The sequence below is a fragment of the Saccharothrix deserti genome, from assembly GCF_009769385.1.
Classification (GTDB): Bacteria; Actinomycetota; Actinomycetes; order Mycobacteriales; family Pseudonocardiaceae; genus Actinosynnema; species Actinosynnema deserti.
The window spans coordinates 16,410-31,435 of the sequence record NZ_VKAB01000049.1; the positions used below are offsets into that span (position 1 = coordinate 16,410).

Sequence of the window (15,026 nt, forward strand, 5' to 3'; positions counted from 1 at the left end):
CGGCTGGGTATGGGATCGGCATGACCCAGCCGTGGACCGCGGGCGTCGAACAGGAGTTCCTGCTCGTCGACCCCGACACGCGCCGACCCGTGCCACTGGCCGAGTCGGTCGCGCAGCACGCGGGCGACAGCCTCGACGTGCAGCGCGAGCTGACACCGTTCCAGATCGAGGTCGCCACCCCGGTGTGCGCGACGGCCGAGGAGTTGGCCGAGCAGGTCCGGCTCGGCCGCACCCACCTGGCGAAGGCCGCGCACGCGGCGGGCTGCCGGCTGATGGCCGCGGCGGTGCCGCCGATCGGCACGCTCGGCCCGCCGCCGGGCACCGACGACCGCCGCTACCGGCTGATGGAGTACTCGCACCGCAAGATCATCGGCGGTCAGGGCGTGTGCGGGATGCACGTCCACGTGGGCGTGCCGGACCGGGACGTCGCGGTGCGCGTCGCGAACGCCCTGCGGCCGTGGCTGCCGACGCTGCTCGGGTTGAGCGTGAACTCCCCGATCGAGCAGGGCGAGGACACCGGGTACGCGAGTTGGCGTTCGATCGTGTGGTCGCGCTGGCCGATCAGCGGTCCGCCGCCGCACCTGGCCTCCGCCGCCGAGTACGACCGGCTGGTGAGCGCCCTGGAGTCGACCGAGGTGCTGCTCGACACCGGGATGGTCTACTGGGACGTCCGCCCGTCCGCGCAGCACCCGACGGTGGAGGTGCGGGTGTCGGACATCCCGATGACGGCGCGCGAGGCCGTCGTCATCGCCGAGATCATCCGGGCGTTCGCCCGCACCGCCGCCGAATCGGGTGAACCCGAACGGGTTGACGACGTATTGCTGCGCGCCGCTTACTGGCGGGCCGCGCGCGACGGCGTGGACGGCCTGGCCGTCGACCCGCGCACCGGCCACCTGGTCCAGGCCCGCGAACGCGTCGCCGAACTCGTGTCCTGGTGCGCGGACGCGCTCGGTGACGCCGACGCACTGTCCACTGTGGAAGATCACGTGGCGTGGCTGGACGCGCACGGCAGCGGCGCGGCACGGCAGCGCCGGGCGTTCGGGGCCTCACCCGACGCCCGTGAGCTGGTCGATCGGGTCCTGGCCGAGACCGTCGGCGAAGCCGGTTGAGGTCTACCGTGGAAGTCGACGCCGCGCCGGCGTCGCTGAGTGAGAGGAGAACCGGCGTGCCTGAACCCGCGGCGACGCTCGCTTCCGTGCGGGTCGACAGACCCTCGGACGGCGTGGTGGTGCTGCACGTGTCGGGTGAGTTGGACACGAGCAGCGCGGACGAGTTGGCCAGGCCGCTCAAGGAGCACCTGGTCGAGAACGTGCGGGCCGTGGTGGTGGACCTCGGCGGGGTGCGCTTCCTCGGTTCGGCCGGACTGGAGTCGCTGGTCGTCGGCAGTCAGCGGGCGAGAGACCTGGGCATCGCGCTGGTGCTGGTGGCGACGAGTCGGGCGACCCAGCGGCCGATCGAGGCGACCGGACTGGACTCCGTGTTCACGGTCGTCGGTTCCGTCGACGAGGCCCTGACCCGGTTCTAGAGATCCTGTTCCGGAAGAACCGGCGGATCTAGAAGAACCGGCGGACCGTCCTGATGGCGCAGCGCACCGCCCCCAGCGGGGGCAGTGCGCCCGCCGGGGGCACGACCCACCTGGATTCGGCCGCCGGGATCCGGCGGGGGCCGTGCCAGTAGCGGACGTGCGGCGGCAGCACGTGGCGCGGCGCGGGTTCGGGGTCGGGTCTGGCCAGGAACAGCCAGCGCAGCCTCGGGCCGGGGATGGCGAGGATCGGTCCGAGGGGGCCGGCCGAGCGGAGTTGGTGGCTGACCTCGGCGCCCCAGCTGGCGGGCACCTCCACCGCCACCGCGCCTTCGTCCAGCACCAGGGAATCCAGGGATTCGTCGACGTGCCAACGTTCCATGCCCGCTGATGTTGGCCACGCCCCGTGTCGGAATTGTGTCGGCGTGCGGCCTGCCGCGTTAATCCTTGCCGATGTCCTCGAACCAGAGCTCCGGTTTGGCGGCGATGAAGTCCGTCATCATCCCGACGCACTCGGGGTCGTCCAGAAGGGTGATTTGGACCCCGTGTTCGGCGAGCCAGTCGTGACCGCCGTGGAACGTCCGGGCCTCTCCGATCACCACGTGGGGGATCCCGAATTGGCGAACGAGACCGCTGCAATACCAGCAGGGTGACAACGTGGTGACCATGATCGTGCCCCGGTAGGTCGCCCGACGGCCTGCGTTGCGGAACGCGGCGGTCTCGGCGTGGGTGGAGGCGTCACCGTCCTGCACCCGCCGGTTGTGGCCGCGCCCGAGCAGCGTGCCGTCGGCGGCGAACAGCGCCGCGCCGATCGGGATGCCGCCCTCGGCGAGCCCCGCGCGGGCCTCGGCCACCGCCACCGCCAGCATGTCGCGCGTGTCCACGCGCCGAACGTCGTCCACGCGAATCGACCTCGTCCTGTGCTCGACCCCTTTGGCGTGCCAACCTACTTGGGCGGCAGCGTCTCCACGAACTCCCGCGCCCGCCCGATCCAGTCGGACAGGCCGGAATCCTCGTCCAGCACGGCGCCGTCGACCACGACCCAGCCGCTCATCGCCCGGCCCCCGTTCTCGAAGGCCCTGGCGCCGGGCAGCGCGAGGCACGCCTCCGCCGCGTCCGTGCCGACGCGGGCGATCAGGTCGTCGTCGCGCACACCGACCAGCATGTTGCCGTGGAGCAGGAACGCGATGCCGCCGAACATGCGCTTGGCGCTGAGGCCGGGCAGGTCGCCGATCTCGTCACGGATCCGTTCGACGAGGTGCTCATCGAAGGCCATCTCCACTCCTCCTCTTGGGCGGCCGGCAGTTGTCCACAGGCCAGGGTCGGCCGGCCGGGGATTGTCGGCCTGTTCTGGCATGATCAAAGCAAGGGATCCCCTTGCCGGGGACCCCTGCGAAGCCGTCGCGATCGACACCGCGATCGGGCGCACCGGTCGGCGTACCTTCGGTGGTGTCCGGACTGCTCGGCGAAGCAGCCCGGCTATCCTCGGACTTGCGGGGAGGTGCGGATGGACGACACAGACAGCCCGGGGCCGGAGCCCAGTCCGTCCGAGATCGGCGAACGGGTACAGACGATCCGCAGGCGACGCGGCCTCGGGCTCGACACCGCCGCCGGACTGGCCGGGATCACCAAGAGCTACCTGTCCATGCTCGAACGCGGACAGCGTCGGTTCGAGCGGCGAGGGCTGCTGGAGGACATCGCTCGCGCGCTGGGCTGCTCCGTCGCAGACCTCACCGGGCAGCCGTATCTGCCGGGCGACCGCGCCAGCGCCGACGCCTTGGCCACGCTGCCCGGAATCTCCGTCGCCCTGTACGACGCCACCCTTGACGACGTGCCGGACATGCCTGCCCGACCGCTGCGTGACCTCGTGGACCGGGTGGCACGCGCCAACGAGCACACTGCGCACAGCCGCTACGGTGCGGCGGGGCGTGACCTTGGCGCACTGCTCACCGACCTGCACGTCCACGCCGTCACCGGCAACGGTGATGATCGCCGTATCGCGCTGGCGGCCTTGGCGGAGGCGTGCGTTGTGGCGTGCGGCGTCGCGCGCAGCCTCGGCAGCATGGACCTGGCGGTGACGGCAGCCGCACGCGGCCAGGACGCGGCACGGCGGCTCCAATCCCCGGCGGTGGCCGGGTTCACGGCGATGACCAGCACCGGGGCTCTGAGTCGGCTGGGTGCCAGGCATCGTGCGCAGCGGGTGGCCGCGGTGGCCTTGAACGAGCTGCTGGACACTGCGGACCCGACCGCGCCGGACACGGCGACGGCGGAAGCCGCCGGGATGCTGCACTTGTCGTCCGCGCAGATGGCCGCGAAGTCGGGGCGGGCGTGGGACGCAGCGGCACACCTGGTGGAGGCCGCCGAGTTTGCGGAACGCACCGGCGAGCGCAACACCCTCTGGTTCAGCTTCGGCCCTGCGAACGTGCGGGCGTGGGCGCTGTCGGTGGCGGTCGAATCGGGCGATGGCCCGGCGGAGGCGGAGCGGATCGAGGCCACCCCCGGCTACGCCGACGCGCTGACCGCCGCCGACCGCCGAGCCGCACTGCACTTCGACCTGGCCCGCGCCTACGGCCAGGCAGGCGGTGCGCGGGACGCGGCAGCGCTGCGGCACCTGGACACCGCCGACCGGATCGCGCCGCAACGCATCCGCCACGACCCCGTGGCCCGCGAACTGCTGGTGGAGTTGGACCACCGCGCCCGTGTGCGGGCGTGGGAACTCAAGTCGTTGAAGAACAGGCTCGGGGTTCGTTCACAAATTGTGAACGGCTGACCATCCGAGGGTCCTAGCGTCCCCGTTGTGATCGTCGTCCTGATCCTGATAGGCGCGGGCGCCGTGCTTGCCGCCGCCTTGTGCAGGCACCACGTCCGCCGTGAGGTGTTGCGCCGCCGCCAGATCACCCGCGTGCCGGCCGCCGGGGAACCGCCCCGATATCCGCGACTCCGGCCGGTAACCCAGGCTGCCGGCTCGGTCGGCACCGTCACGAAGGCGATGGAGGGGACGTGGTGAACCTGATCGCGCCCGGTGCCGGTGACGCGGCGGTAGTGGCTGCGTACCCCGAGCTCCAGCACCTGCTGGACTTGCGAGACGGCGGCTGGCGGTTCCTGCCGATCGAGGCCGGGCGGGATCGGATCGACGGCTTTCGACAGTGGCCGGGTGGTTGGCGTGACGCCATCCGGTTAAAGGACTCCGGCGACGCGCTGGGACTGCGCCTGGACCGTGACTACGCGATCACGTGGGAATACACGGGTTCACTCGCCGATGTCGTCCAAGAGCTGCTGTTGCTGCCGAACCCTGGTTCACGACTCGCCCCACGTTTGGCGAGGGGACGAGGGCCACGCCTGGGCTGACGCGAATGCCGACCACGCACTCGCGACGTCCGTCTGCCTCCCTGCCGAAGTTACCAAGATTCCTGCCCTCGATCCGGTCCGCTTCCGGTCGGGGAGCGCACTCGCGCGGTGCCGTTCGTCACCGCACAAGCCAATGAATGAGGAGACCGTGAAGGCCGAGGACAAACAGCAGCAGCCCACCAGGATGAGCACCGCGCACAGCCGGGAACTGGGCGAGGAACTACGCAGGGTCCGGCACCGGGCGCGGATGTCGTCCGGTTCTGTCGCCGAGGCGTTGGGTTGGTCGTTGGGCAAGTTGTCCAAATTGGAGACGGGCAGTCGCGGTACCGGCTCGTGGGACATCGCGACCCTGCTGGGCCGGTGCGGCGCGGACAAACCGAGCCGCGACCGCGTCATGGCCCTCGCCGTCGAGCAGGACACCGGCAACTTCCTGCGCATGCACGGCCAATTGCCCGACACGCTGGCCGCGCTGTCGGTCCACGAACGCGCCGCCGCCACGATCACCACCTACGAGCCCTTGGCCATCCCGAACCTCGCCCAGACCGAGGACTACGCCCACGCGCTCACCGGCGATGCCGCGATCGCCCGGACTCGTATCGGACGTCAACAGCAAATGGGACCGAGCCGCCCACGGACGGTCTTCTACATCCACGAGGCCGCCCTACGCCTACCAGTCGGCTCACGGGAGGTCATGCGCGACCAACTGCTGCACCTGACCTTGATGTGCGGATGGGCCAGGACCACCCTCCGGATCGTCCCGATGACCGGCCGCTCCCACACGGTGCTGCGCAGCCCGGCAACCCTGCTGACCTTCGACGCGCCCATCCGCCCCCTGGCCTACACCGAGGCTGAAGCCGCCACCATCTTCCACGACGCCCCCGACGCGGTAGCCGCCTACCAGCACAAGATGCGGCACCTCGATGCGGTGGCCCTCGACCTCGAGGAATCCCGCCAGCTGCTCGCCCGATGGGCCAACGCCTACGACCATCAGGCCGCCTGAGATCGCCTCAAGACTTCCGGGACAGCGCGAGGAATGACGACGAGCCCACGACCCCCGACCCTGTCGGAGCTGCTGTACGACATCCGGCAGGCACGACGTGTGCCCGACTGGTTCGCCGAGGAACCCGACAACGTCCTCGACGCTCTGCACACGGGCATCCTGGACGGTCAACCGGAAAAGGCGGCGGAGCTGTTGGTCGAGATATGGCCACTGATCCCCGACGACGTCGACGACGACTGGCTGCGCCGCCTGCACGAGTGCGGTGTCGCCGTGGCCCCGGTGCTGCCCACCTCACTGCTGCTTGCCAGGGCGTTCCGTCTGGGTGCGGGCGTACTGCGCGCCCGAGGACTGCTCCGGCTCGCCGCCGCCCAGGGCATGCGAGAACTGGCCGTCCACCGCCTGCACGACGACCCCGACGCCACCGCGTCCGCCCTGGCGGACTTGTCCACGACCTACCGCGCGCAGGGGCTCATGCACAAAGTGATCGGCTGCGCCGACGAGACACTGGAGACCTACGGCCACCACAACCACCCGGTCGGCTTCGCCCGCACCCTGACCCACCTCGGCAGCCTCATGATCGAGGTCGGCCGGTACGACTCGGCGGCCGACTACCTCACCCGCGCGACCGCCGCCCACGAGCAGTGGGACGACGTCGTGTCCCTGGCACTGTGTCGCGCCCTGCTCAGCCGAGCCCACCGGCTGTCCGGCGACCACCGCGCCGCGGACCGGCACCTCAATCGCGCACTCGCGCCCGTCGTCGGGTTCGATGACGCCACAGCCCAACAAGTCCGCGACCTCGCCGCCGGCAGATGTGCGCCCACAGCTCGGCCGTGAACTCAGCGCCGGACACCGTCGTCGCCCGCACCGACGTGACCGTCCACGTGATCCCACACAGCGCCAGCGTGTGCCCCGGCGTACTCACGATCGACACGACGAAACGCAACAGAGCAGGTCAATATCATGATCATCAGACGGATCCCGACTGGCGGCCACCCCGACAGGTCCCAGACCACGTGCCCCACCCACGAGGACCCATGGCCGACCGTCACCTGATCGACGTCCACATCCTCCTCGTGCACGACAACCGCGTGCTGCTCACCCGCCGCCGGGACGGCGACCCGGCCTTCGACGGCCTGTGGCACCTGCCCTCCGGCAAGCTCGACGCCGGCGAGTCGGTCCTCGACGCCGCCGTCCGCGAAGCCGAGGAAGAAGTCGGCGTCCACCTCGATCCCGCCGACCTGCGCCTGGTCCACACCCTGCACGTCAACGGCTCCGGTCCCGAACCGCGTCTCGGTCTCTTCTTCGAAGCTCGGCGCTGGACCGGCAACCCCGCCAACCTCGAACCCGACAAGTGCTCAGCGGTGCGCTGGTTCCCGCTCGACGCCCTCCCCGACCGGATCATCGACTACCCGGCCGCCGGCATCCGCGCCTACCGCACCGGGACCGCCTTCGGCACCCGGGGCTGGGCCCGCCGGCCGGCCACGCGCTGAAACCGGACAAGGCAGCGATCAAGCGCCGAAGCACAGGAAGCCGGCGCTCGCGGCGAACGCGGCGTCGCCGTTCTCCCGGTGCGCCTCCTGCGCGCCCGCCAGCGCCACCGCGGGCGAGTCGCCCTTGCCCAACCTGCGGTGCAGGTCGATCATCAGCGGGGTGGTCACCTCGGCCGGTACCGGGATGACGGGGGCGACCAGGGTGCGGGTGCCGAGGCCCAGCAGTGCCGCGGTGAAGCCCATCAGCTCGTCGCCCGGCCGCACCGCCGACAGGCCCGAGTCGCACGCCGACAGCACGACCCGCGCCGGCGGTGTGCGCAGGCGTTCGAGGTCGTAGACCGTCAACGGGCCGTCGGCCAGTTCCAGCGCGGAGAACAGCGGGTTGTCCGCGCGGAACGAGCCGTGCGCCGCCACGTGCGCCAGCGGCGCGCCGTCCATCGCGGACGCCACCGCGTCGACGGTCGCCGAATCCCCCACCAACACCGACGCCGGACCGGCCAGCGGCGTGATGGCCGAGATCTCCGTCGGCGCGGCCGGCAACCGCGGACCCGCCGCCAAGACCGCCCGATCGTGTGAAACGAGGGTGGACGTCGCGGCACGCAGCCACACCGTCGCCGACGGCACCACCGTCACCGAACGACCCCGGCACGCGGGCAGCGCCGACCACGGCAGACCGCCCAGCCGCCCGGTCGGCGCGAGCACCAGCGGCCGGTCGTCCAGCCGACGTCGCAGCGGCTCCAGCAGCCTGGTCTGCAGCAACCGGGCCGCGTGCTCCGCGCCCGCGCGCACCGCCGTCCGGTCGACGTGCTCGGGCAGCGTCACCAGCCGGTGCAGGGCGAACCGCAGCAGCCGCAGCTCGCGCAACGCGCCATCCGACCGCCCGAGCCGGTGCAGCGACGCCCGACCACCCGCCACCACCACGGCCAGCAGCGCGCCGTCGTGGTCGATGTACTCCACCAACGCCGACGAGCCCAGCGCCCGCGCCAGGTCCCGCACCGCCGGCGGCTTGAACACCGCGCCCCCGCCGCTGGTCCGCCGGGTCAGCTCGCGCACCCGCTGCTCACCGCGCACCTGCCGTTGCCGCAACGCCGCCGACGGACGCCCCGACGTGGACGCCGCCTCCAGGTCCGCCGTCACCGCCCGCAGCTCCGCCAGCGCGTCGGCCAGTCCGGAATCCTCCGGCGGCCGGGCCGGCGTCATCCGCAGCGCGCCCGCCCGCCACGCCTCGGCCCACGAGAGCACCCGTCCCGCCCGACCGCCGGCCACCGCCGTCCGCAGGCCTTCCAACGCCAACGCCTTGCCCTGGGCCCCGCTCAACGCCCGCAGTTCCAACGCGCCCAACGACACCCGGTACTCGTCCAGCAGCGCCAGCCCGCGCCGCAACGCGATCTGCGCCCCACGCGCGTTGCCGAGGAGATCGCGCCGCAACGCCTCGGCGTACCAGCCCTGCACGCGGTGCGCCGCCGGGCCGCCGCGCCGGGCCGCGCCCGCCGTGGTCAACTCCGCCACCGCCCGTTCGCGGTCACCGAGTTCGCTGGCGACCAGGGCCGCGTCGACCCGTGCCTCCAGGCCCGCCATCGGCCGGCCCAGCGAGTCCAATCTGGACGCCACCCGCGTCAACGCCGTCACCAGCGCCCGCGTCCGCTGCCCGCTCAAGTACGCCGCACGCAGCTCCAGGTGCCGCGCGCCCTCCGCCCACACCTCGCGCTTCTCCCGGCGGAACCACTTGCGCGCCGCCACCGCCATCTCCACGGCCGACTCCAGATCACCCTCCAGCAAAGCGATCCGGGCCCGGTAGAACAACGCCTCCGACCGCGCCAGCACGAGCGAGCCGCCCAGTTCCTCCAACGCCCGGTCGGCCGCCGCCCGCGCCTCCTCCAGCAGCGGCACGGACACCAGCAGCTCCAGCCTGTTGATCAGCAGCGCGGGCCGCGGCACCTCCAGCCGCCGGTACTCGCGCTCGGCCTCGGCGAACATCGTCAACGCCCGCGGCACGTCACCCGCCCGCGACGCGGAGATGCCCGCGTTCCACCGCACGTCCGCCACCGCGAGCGCCTGGTCCAACTCCCGGTACAGCACGGCCGCGCGGTCGAAGTCCTCGTCCGCCGCGCGCAGGCCGCCGGTGTAGGCGCGCAGCAGCCCCCGGTTGTTCAGCGCCCGAGCCTCGCCGAGCTTGTCGCCGCTGCGCCGGGCCGCGTCGATGGCCCAGTTGTACTCGCGCCGCGCCTCGTCGTAGCGGCACAGGTAGTGCAGCACGAGCCCGCGCTGCATGCGGGCGATGTCCGCGTCGCCGCCGCGCAGCTCGGGCAAGGCGGCGTTGACCGTGCGCAGCGCCTGCGCGTGCCGCCCGGTGTTGGACAGCACGAACGCCAGGCTCACCCTGGCGAGCGCGGCCAGCCGCGCCGAACCCGCGCGCTCGGCGACCCGGATCGACCGGCGCAGGTGTCTCAGGGCGCCGTCGAAATCGTGCAGCTCGCGCAGGGACAGCCCGATCGCGCGCTCCGCGATCGACGCCTCACCCGCGTCCCCCGCCGCCCGGGCCGCCTTGAGCGCCGAACGACCCATCTCGATCGCCGCGTGCGGATCCCGTTGCCGGGCTTCCAGCGCTGCGGCGGCGGAAACCCCTGCCACGAACCCACCTTATTACCAGGACCGCCGTGGTAGCTTGCTCTGGCTCAGCACCCGTCGACGCTGCTGTGAGGCCCTCGGTGTCCGAACCATCGAACAGATCGGCGCTCTACCAAGAAGCCTTCCAACAGGCGATCCTCGACCACAAGAGCTACCGGCTCCACGCCGAGCGCGGGCGGGAATTCGTGTTCGTCGCCGGTGAGCTGCTGACCATTCGCGAGGACGCCGACCGGGTCAGCCGGAAACTGGTGCAGAACAACATCGGCAACGAGCGCGGCAAGGATTTCGACGGAATGGTCCGGTTGGTGCTGCCGCGCAATTCCGACGACATCCCGGACATCGTCCGCCTGCTGCGCGACCCGCGGCAGTGGCCCGGCGAGCGCACGCCGTTCGTCCAGCCGCACCACGTGCTGTTCGGCCACGGCGGCAACATGCACGGCCACCCCGGTCAGCCGCCGCACGTCGGCACGCCGCTCGCGGACCCGGACAAGAGCACCTCCGAGCACGGCAAGGGTGTGGTCGTCGGCATCCTCGACACGGGCATCTCCCGGACCGCCGGGAGCGATCACCCGCTGTGGCTGGCCGACGCGTTCATCCCGAAACCCGAAGAGGTCGACGCCGCTTACGCGCACGACGACGTGTTCGCCTTGGAGGGCGGGCACGGCACGTTCGTCGCGGGCGTGATGCGCCAGGCCGCGCCGGGCGTCCGGTTCGACCCGGAGAAGGCGCTCGACCCGACGGGCCTGGGCACCGAGGAGGACTTCGTCCGGGCGCTGTCGTCGTTCGACGAGAAGGTCCGGATCGTCAACATCTCGATGGGCTGCTTCACCCAGGACGACACGGCGTCCGAACCGATCCGCCGGGCGCTCGCGACCCTGCCCGACGACGTCGTGGTCGTCGCGTCGGCGGGCAACCAGGGCACCACCAGACCCAGCTGGCCCGCCGCGCTCTACGGCGTGGTCGCGGTGGCCGCGGTCGCCGAGGAGCGCGACGGCAGCCGTGCGCCCGCCTGCTACTCCAACCACGGGCACTGGGTGGACGCGTGCGCCGTCGGCAACCGGACCAGCACGTTCCTCAAGGGCCGGTGGGAGCTGCCGGGCCTGCCGGCGGACGTCTACGACCGGTTCGCCTACTGGCTGGGTACCTCGTTCGCCGCACCGCACGTCGCCGGCCGGATCGCCGCCACGATGACCGAGCACGGCCTGTCCGCGATCGACGCGCGGGACAAGCTGCTCAGCGGCCGACCGGAGTTCTTCCCCGGCTACGGAGTTCTGGTCGAGTAACCCGCCGGGCACGAGTGTCCGCCGGTGCGTGTATCTGCCGGTGCGTGTATCTGCCGGTGCGTGTATCTGTTGGTGCGTGTATCTGTTGGCCGGGTGGTCGCTCCGTAGTGTGTGGCAGCAACGAATCCGAAGTCCGTGACCCGGCTGGGGTCCGCGCCGGCGACGACCGGGGCGGAGGCGCAGCATCCCCTGGACAAGAGGAGGGGACGTGACCCCTGCATCCCCGATCGCCACGCTGGTGGCCGCCGCCGCGGAGGGCGACCGACGAGCGTGGAACGAGATCGTGGAGCGCTACACGCCCCTGGTGCTGGCGGTGGTCCACCGGCACCGGTTGCGTCCCGCGGACGTGGCGGACGTGAACCAGACGGTGTGGTTGCGGCTGGTCGAGCAGGTCGGCAGGCTCCGCGAAGCGGACGCGCTGCCCGGCTGGATCGCCACCACGACCCGCAACGAGTGCCTGCGGGTGCTGCGGGTGCAGCAGCGCGTCCAACCGTTCGACCCGCAGTCCGAGGACGAGCCGGTGAGCCCGGACGACGCGGTCGCGGACCTGGACGAGGAGATGGAGGCCGCGCAGCGGCGGCAGGCGCTGCGCGAGGGTTTCCGGTCGCTGTCCCGGCAGTGCCAGGTGTTGTTGACGAGGTTGATGGCGGACCCGCCGCCCAGCTACGCGGTGGTCAGCGAGCAGTTGGCGATGCCGGTGGGCAGCATCGGGCCCACCCGGATCAGGTGCCTGGACAAGTTGCGGAAGACTCCCGCGGTGCTGAGGCTGGTCAGCCCGCGACCGGTGGACGGAGGAGGTGTGCTCGGTGTTGAGGGACGATCCGGGGTGGGAAAGCGATGAGGTGCTGCTGCGGGAGCTGCGGGCGGCGCTCGCCGAGGAGCACGACGTGCCCGAGCACATCCTCCAGGCGGCGCGTGCCGCGTACACGTGGCGCACGGTCGACGCCGAGCTGATCGCGCTGACCAGCTACGACTCGGTCCTGGACACGGAGTTGGCGGTGCGGGCGCGGGCGGCGACGACGGCGCGGCAGCTCGTGTTCGACGCCGAGGGCGTGTCCGTGCAGGTCGAGGTGACCGAGGCGGGTGTCGCGGGCCAGGTGCTGCCCGCGCGGCCGGGCCGTGTGCTGCTGGTCACCGCGACCAGGCCGGGGAAGGAAGCGGAGTCGGAGGAGGCGGAGTTGGACGAGATGGGCATGTTCCTGCTCGGCCCGCCGCCCTCGGGTCCGGTGCGGTTCCGGTGTGAGATCGACGGCACGACCGTGGTGACGGACTGGGTCAACGTCTAGTTTTGTCGCGGTCGTCCGCGCCGCGGCGGTTTCGGGTCGGCGCAAGCCTTGACGGCGGTGGCTGTGGGTCCGGAAGATTCACCCACCCGATCTTCGACCCCACCACCGCACCCCACTACCGCACACACCCCGCACACCACCACATGACCAAGCCGGACGGAACCACCCTCGCCGCGGCGAACGCTCCCGCGGTGGCCGAGGTGTGCCTGGACGACGAGGCGTGGACACACGCGCTGCCGGCGATGTTCCGGCAGGTCTTCATCGACTCCGCCGCGGGCATCGCGGTGTTCGACGCGGACGGCACGCTGGTGGGGGTCAACCCGGCGCTGGTGGAGATGCTGCCCTCGGTCGACCCGGCGAAGTTGTTCTCCCCCCGGACGGGCCGGGTGCAACGGCAGTTCACCAACGCCGACGGCGATCCGGTGTGGACGACCGTGGCGGTGTCCGTGGTGCGCGACCCGGACGGTCGGCCCCAGTGGCACGTCGCCGTGGTCGAGGACACGACCGAGCAGCGGGTGCTGCGGGACTACCTGCGCCACCAGGCGCTGCACGACGTGCTGACCGGTCTGCCGAACCGGCAGAGCTTCCTGCCGAAGCTGGAGCAGGTGCTGAGCCGGCCGGGCTCGATCACGTTGTGCTACCTGGACGTGGACAGCGTCGCCATCGTCAACGACGGCCTCGGCTACGAGGCCGGTGACGAGCTGCTGAAGGTGGTGGCGCAGCGGCTGACCGCGGTGGTGGCCGACGAGAACGCCACGGTGGCGCGCATCGGCGGCGACGAGTTCGTGGTGCTGATCGAGGACTCGCCCACCACGCCGGGGATCTCCGCGCTGGCCGAGGCGATCGAGGCCGCGCTCACCGAGCCGGTGCACCTCGCCGGGCACGGTGTCGGCGTGTCGGCGGGCATGGGTTTCGTCCGCACGTCGGCGCGCGGGTCGGACGCGATGGCGTTGCTGCGCCAGGCGCACAGCACGCTGCGCCGCGCGGAGAGCGGTGGCAAGGGCCAGTGGGGCATCTACGACGCCGGGCAGGACGCCCGCGACCGCACCCGCCTGTCGCTGCTCGCGACGATGCCGGGCGCGTTGCAGAACGGCGAGATCGCGCTGGACTACCCGTCGGTGGAACGGGACGGCGAGCGGGTCGCGGTGGCGGTACGGCTGCGGTGGCACGAGGCGGAGTTCGGCCCGGTGTCGCACGAGGAGTGCCTGCGGTTCGCCGACGAGCTGGGCCTCAGCGGTCAGCTGGCCGAGTGGGTGCTGGAGGAGGCGTGCGGTTTCGCGGTGTCCGAGGAGCTGCCGGTGCTGGTGCGGCTGTCACCGGACCAGTCGCGGGACCCGGACCTGACCGCGCAGGTCGCGGAGGCGTTGCGCGCCTCGGGCCTGGCGCCGCAGTGGCTGTGGCTCAGCCTGGCCGCGCCGACCCTGGTCGAGGACCTGGACGCGGTGGAGGACAACCTGACCACGTTGGCGGACATGGGTGTCCGCCGCCTGCTGCACGGGGTCACGTTCGCCCTGCCGGAACTGTCCGTTGTGGAGCGTCAGGTGCTGCACGGCGTGGAGCCCGCCGCGCTGCCGCCGGAACCGTTGGCGCGCAAGGCGTTGGCCGCGGTGCTGCCGCTGGTGCGGGCGACCGGCGCGCTGGTCGTCAGCGACGGGGAGCTGCCGGAGGCGGACCTGGTCGTGCGATCGAGATGATCTCGCGGCTGGTGTCGGTCAACGGGCTGCGATCCCAGAAGCCGTAGCGCTCGGCCACCTCGAACCCGGTCTCCCGCAGCAGCGCGTCGAGGTGATCGGCCTCGGTGAACCGGAGCGTGCCCCAGTCGACGACCGGCTCGGGCCAGTCGGGGCTGCTGTGCGTCTCGCTGAACCGCACCAGGCCGTTCTCCACGCTCGCCACGTGGTGCTCGACGCGCACCCGCTCGCCGCGCTCGCCGACGATGTCCATGCCGTACTCGGGCGCCCACCGCTCCCACGCCCGCGCGCCGGGGTTGCGGGTCTCGAACGCGAACCGCCCGCCCGGTCCGAGCGCCTGGCGGATGGCGGTGAACTGCTCGCGCACCTCGTCGTCGGTGAGGAAGATCTGGAAAACGTGCCCCGCCATGACGACCAGGTCGAACTCGCCGTCGAACGACACCGTGCCGAGGTGGCCCTCGACCCATTCCACGTCGGGGGTCCGGCGGGCCACCGCGAGCATCGCCGGGTCGGGGTCGAGCCCGACGAGGCGGCCGGGATGACCGCTGGTCCGCGCCACGCTGAGCAGCATGCCGGTGCCGCAGCCGACGTCGAGCACGGCGTCCGCGGCCATCACCAGGTCGAGGTAGAAGTCGTCGCTCGGGCCCCACTCGTTGACCAGGTCGTAGTAGGCGGCCACGTCCTGGTTCACCGGTTGCTCGGTCACCCGCCCGAGTGTGGCCCGGACACGCTCCGGCCGCGAGCGAATTTCCGCTCGCGGCCGGAGCGGCGGGTCTCG

The 15,026-nt window shown here is 71.9% G+C and carries 17 protein-coding genes; 12 read left to right on the forward strand and 5 right to left on the reverse strand.

The annotated features are described in order from the left end of the window. The first annotated feature begins 20 nt into the window (after nucleotides 1–20). Entirely contained in the window at nucleotides 21–1,109 is a 1,089-nt protein-coding gene (locus FM051_RS43565; RefSeq protein WP_158852965.1) for a carboxylate-amine ligase, read from the forward strand. A gap of 56 nt (nucleotides 1,110–1,165) precedes the next feature. After that, on the forward strand, nucleotides 1,166–1,525 hold the full coding sequence (locus tag FM051_RS43570) for an STAS domain-containing protein (protein ID WP_158852966.1): 360 nt from the start codon (nucleotides 1,166–1,168) through the stop codon (nucleotides 1,523–1,525). A gap of 28 nt (nucleotides 1,526–1,553) precedes the next feature. On the opposite strand, the gene FM051_RS43575 is transcribed toward FM051_RS43570, so the two are convergent. From FM051_RS43575 to FM051_RS43585, 3 genes are all read right to left on the reverse strand, one after another. Then, on the reverse strand, nucleotides 1,554–1,904 hold the full coding sequence (locus FM051_RS43575; protein ID WP_158852967.1) for a hypothetical protein: 351 nt from the start codon (nucleotides 1,902–1,904) through the stop codon (nucleotides 1,554–1,556). Between the two features lie 58 nt (nucleotides 1,905–1,962). Then, nucleotides 1,963–2,391 (reverse strand): nucleoside deaminase, encoded by a 429-nt coding sequence (locus tag FM051_RS43580; RefSeq protein WP_158853004.1) that lies wholly within the window; start codon nucleotides 2,389–2,391, stop codon nucleotides 1,963–1,965. 77 nt (nucleotides 2,392–2,468) lie between these two features. After that, nucleotides 2,469–2,798 carry a TfoX/Sxy family protein gene (locus tag FM051_RS43585; protein ID WP_158852968.1) on the reverse strand — a complete coding sequence of 110 codons (330 nt, stop codon included), beginning with the start codon at nucleotides 2,796–2,798 and terminating at the stop codon, nucleotides 2,469–2,471. 231 nt (nucleotides 2,799–3,029) lie between these two features. Between FM051_RS43585 and FM051_RS43590 the strand changes: the two genes are divergently transcribed. The 6 genes from FM051_RS43590 (at nucleotide 3,030) to FM051_RS43615 (ending at nucleotide 7,360) form a co-directional block, all read left to right on the forward strand. After that, nucleotides 3,030–4,292, forward strand: a complete 1,263-nt coding sequence (locus FM051_RS43590; RefSeq protein ID WP_158852969.1) for a helix-turn-helix domain-containing protein — start codon at nucleotides 3,030–3,032, stop codon at nucleotides 4,290–4,292. A 27-nt stretch (nucleotides 4,293–4,319) separates the two neighbouring features. Further along, nucleotides 4,320–4,529 (forward strand): hypothetical protein, encoded by a 210-nt coding sequence (locus FM051_RS43595; protein WP_158852970.1) that lies wholly within the window; start codon nucleotides 4,320–4,322, stop codon nucleotides 4,527–4,529. Next, nucleotides 4,523–4,870 carry a hypothetical protein gene (locus tag FM051_RS43600; protein WP_158852971.1) on the forward strand — a complete coding sequence of 116 codons (348 nt, stop codon included), beginning with the start codon at nucleotides 4,523–4,525 and terminating at the stop codon, nucleotides 4,868–4,870. Before FM051_RS43595 ends, FM051_RS43600 begins: the two co-directional genes overlap by 7 nt. A gap of 133 nt (nucleotides 4,871–5,003) precedes the next feature. After that, nucleotides 5,004–5,870: a helix-turn-helix domain-containing protein gene (locus FM051_RS43605; RefSeq protein ID WP_158852972.1), complete on the forward strand. Its 867-nt coding sequence runs from the start codon at nucleotides 5,004–5,006 to the stop codon at nucleotides 5,868–5,870. 33 nt (nucleotides 5,871–5,903) lie between these two features. Beyond that, entirely contained in the window at nucleotides 5,904–6,704 is an 801-nt protein-coding gene (locus tag FM051_RS43610; protein WP_158852973.1) for a tetratricopeptide repeat protein, read from the forward strand. Nucleotides 6,705–6,904: 200 nt separating this feature from the next. Beyond that, nucleotides 6,905–7,360, forward strand: coding sequence for an NUDIX hydrolase (locus tag FM051_RS43615; RefSeq protein WP_158852974.1), 456 nt, complete (start codon nucleotides 6,905–6,907; stop codon nucleotides 7,358–7,360). Nucleotides 7,361–7,378: 18 nt separating this feature from the next. Here the strand turns inward: FM051_RS43615 and FM051_RS43620 are convergent, their stop codons facing one another. Then, nucleotides 7,379–9,991 (reverse strand): CHAT domain-containing protein, encoded by a 2,613-nt coding sequence (locus FM051_RS43620; RefSeq protein WP_158852975.1) that lies wholly within the window; start codon nucleotides 9,989–9,991, stop codon nucleotides 7,379–7,381. 77 nt (nucleotides 9,992–10,068) lie between these two features. On the opposite strand from FM051_RS43620, the gene FM051_RS43625 reads away from it, so the two are divergent. From FM051_RS43625 to FM051_RS43640, 4 genes are all read left to right on the forward strand, one after another. Continuing rightward, nucleotides 10,069–11,271 carry a S8 family peptidase gene (locus FM051_RS43625; protein ID WP_158852976.1) on the forward strand — a complete coding sequence of 401 codons (1,203 nt, stop codon included), beginning with the start codon at nucleotides 10,069–10,071 and terminating at the stop codon, nucleotides 11,269–11,271. Between the two features lie 208 nt (nucleotides 11,272–11,479). Continuing rightward, nucleotides 11,480–12,112 (forward strand): RNA polymerase sigma factor, encoded by a 633-nt coding sequence (locus FM051_RS43630; protein WP_158852977.1) that lies wholly within the window; start codon nucleotides 11,480–11,482, stop codon nucleotides 12,110–12,112. Continuing rightward, nucleotides 12,078–12,557, forward strand: a complete 480-nt coding sequence (locus FM051_RS43635; RefSeq protein ID WP_238413087.1) for a hypothetical protein — start codon at nucleotides 12,078–12,080, stop codon at nucleotides 12,555–12,557. The genes FM051_RS43630 and FM051_RS43635 overlap by 35 nt, the downstream gene beginning before the upstream one ends. Before the next feature lie 143 nt (nucleotides 12,558–12,700). After that, a complete protein-coding gene (locus tag FM051_RS43640; RefSeq protein ID WP_158852978.1) occupies nucleotides 12,701–14,251 on the forward strand; it encodes a diguanylate cyclase domain-containing protein in 1,551 nt (516 codons plus the stop codon). On the opposite strand, the gene FM051_RS43645 is transcribed toward FM051_RS43640, so the two are convergent. Next, nucleotides 14,202–14,954 carry a class I SAM-dependent methyltransferase gene (locus FM051_RS43645; RefSeq protein ID WP_238413088.1) on the reverse strand — a complete coding sequence of 251 codons (753 nt, stop codon included), beginning with the start codon at nucleotides 14,952–14,954 and terminating at the stop codon, nucleotides 14,202–14,204. The two genes, FM051_RS43640 and FM051_RS43645, sit on opposite strands and share 50 nt — an antisense overlap. Nucleotides 14,955–15,026 lie beyond the last annotated feature (72 nt).

What these genes read in the sequence shown, in the direction of transcription:
- FM051_RS43605 (WP_158852972.1), top strand. Translation starts at nt 5,004, where the DNA reads ATGAATGAGGAGACCGTGAAGGCCGAGGACAAACAGCAGCAGCCCACC.
- FM051_RS43575 (WP_158852967.1), bottom strand. Translation starts at nt 1,904, where the DNA reads ATGGAACGTTGGCACGTCGACGAATCCCTGGATTCCCTGGTGCTGGAC.
- FM051_RS43590 (WP_158852969.1), top strand. Translation starts at nt 3,030, where the DNA reads ATGGACGACACAGACAGCCCGGGGCCGGAGCCCAGTCCGTCCGAGATC.
- FM051_RS43585 (WP_158852968.1), bottom strand. Translation starts at nt 2,798, where the DNA reads ATGGCCTTCGATGAGCACCTCGTCGAACGGATCCGTGACGAGATCGGC.
- FM051_RS43615 (WP_158852974.1), top strand. Translation starts at nt 6,905, where the DNA reads ATGGCCGACCGTCACCTGATCGACGTCCACATCCTCCTCGTGCACGAC.
- FM051_RS43565 (WP_158852965.1), top strand. Translation starts at nt 21, where the DNA reads ATGACCCAGCCGTGGACCGCGGGCGTCGAACAGGAGTTCCTGCTCGTC.
- FM051_RS43580 (WP_158853004.1), bottom strand. Translation starts at nt 2,391, where the DNA reads ATGCTGGCGGTGGCGGTGGCCGAGGCCCGCGCGGGGCTCGCCGAGGGC.
- FM051_RS43610 (WP_158852973.1), top strand. Translation starts at nt 5,904, where the DNA reads ATGACGACGAGCCCACGACCCCCGACCCTGTCGGAGCTGCTGTACGAC.
- FM051_RS43640 (WP_158852978.1), top strand. Translation starts at nt 12,701, where the DNA reads ATGACCAAGCCGGACGGAACCACCCTCGCCGCGGCGAACGCTCCCGCG.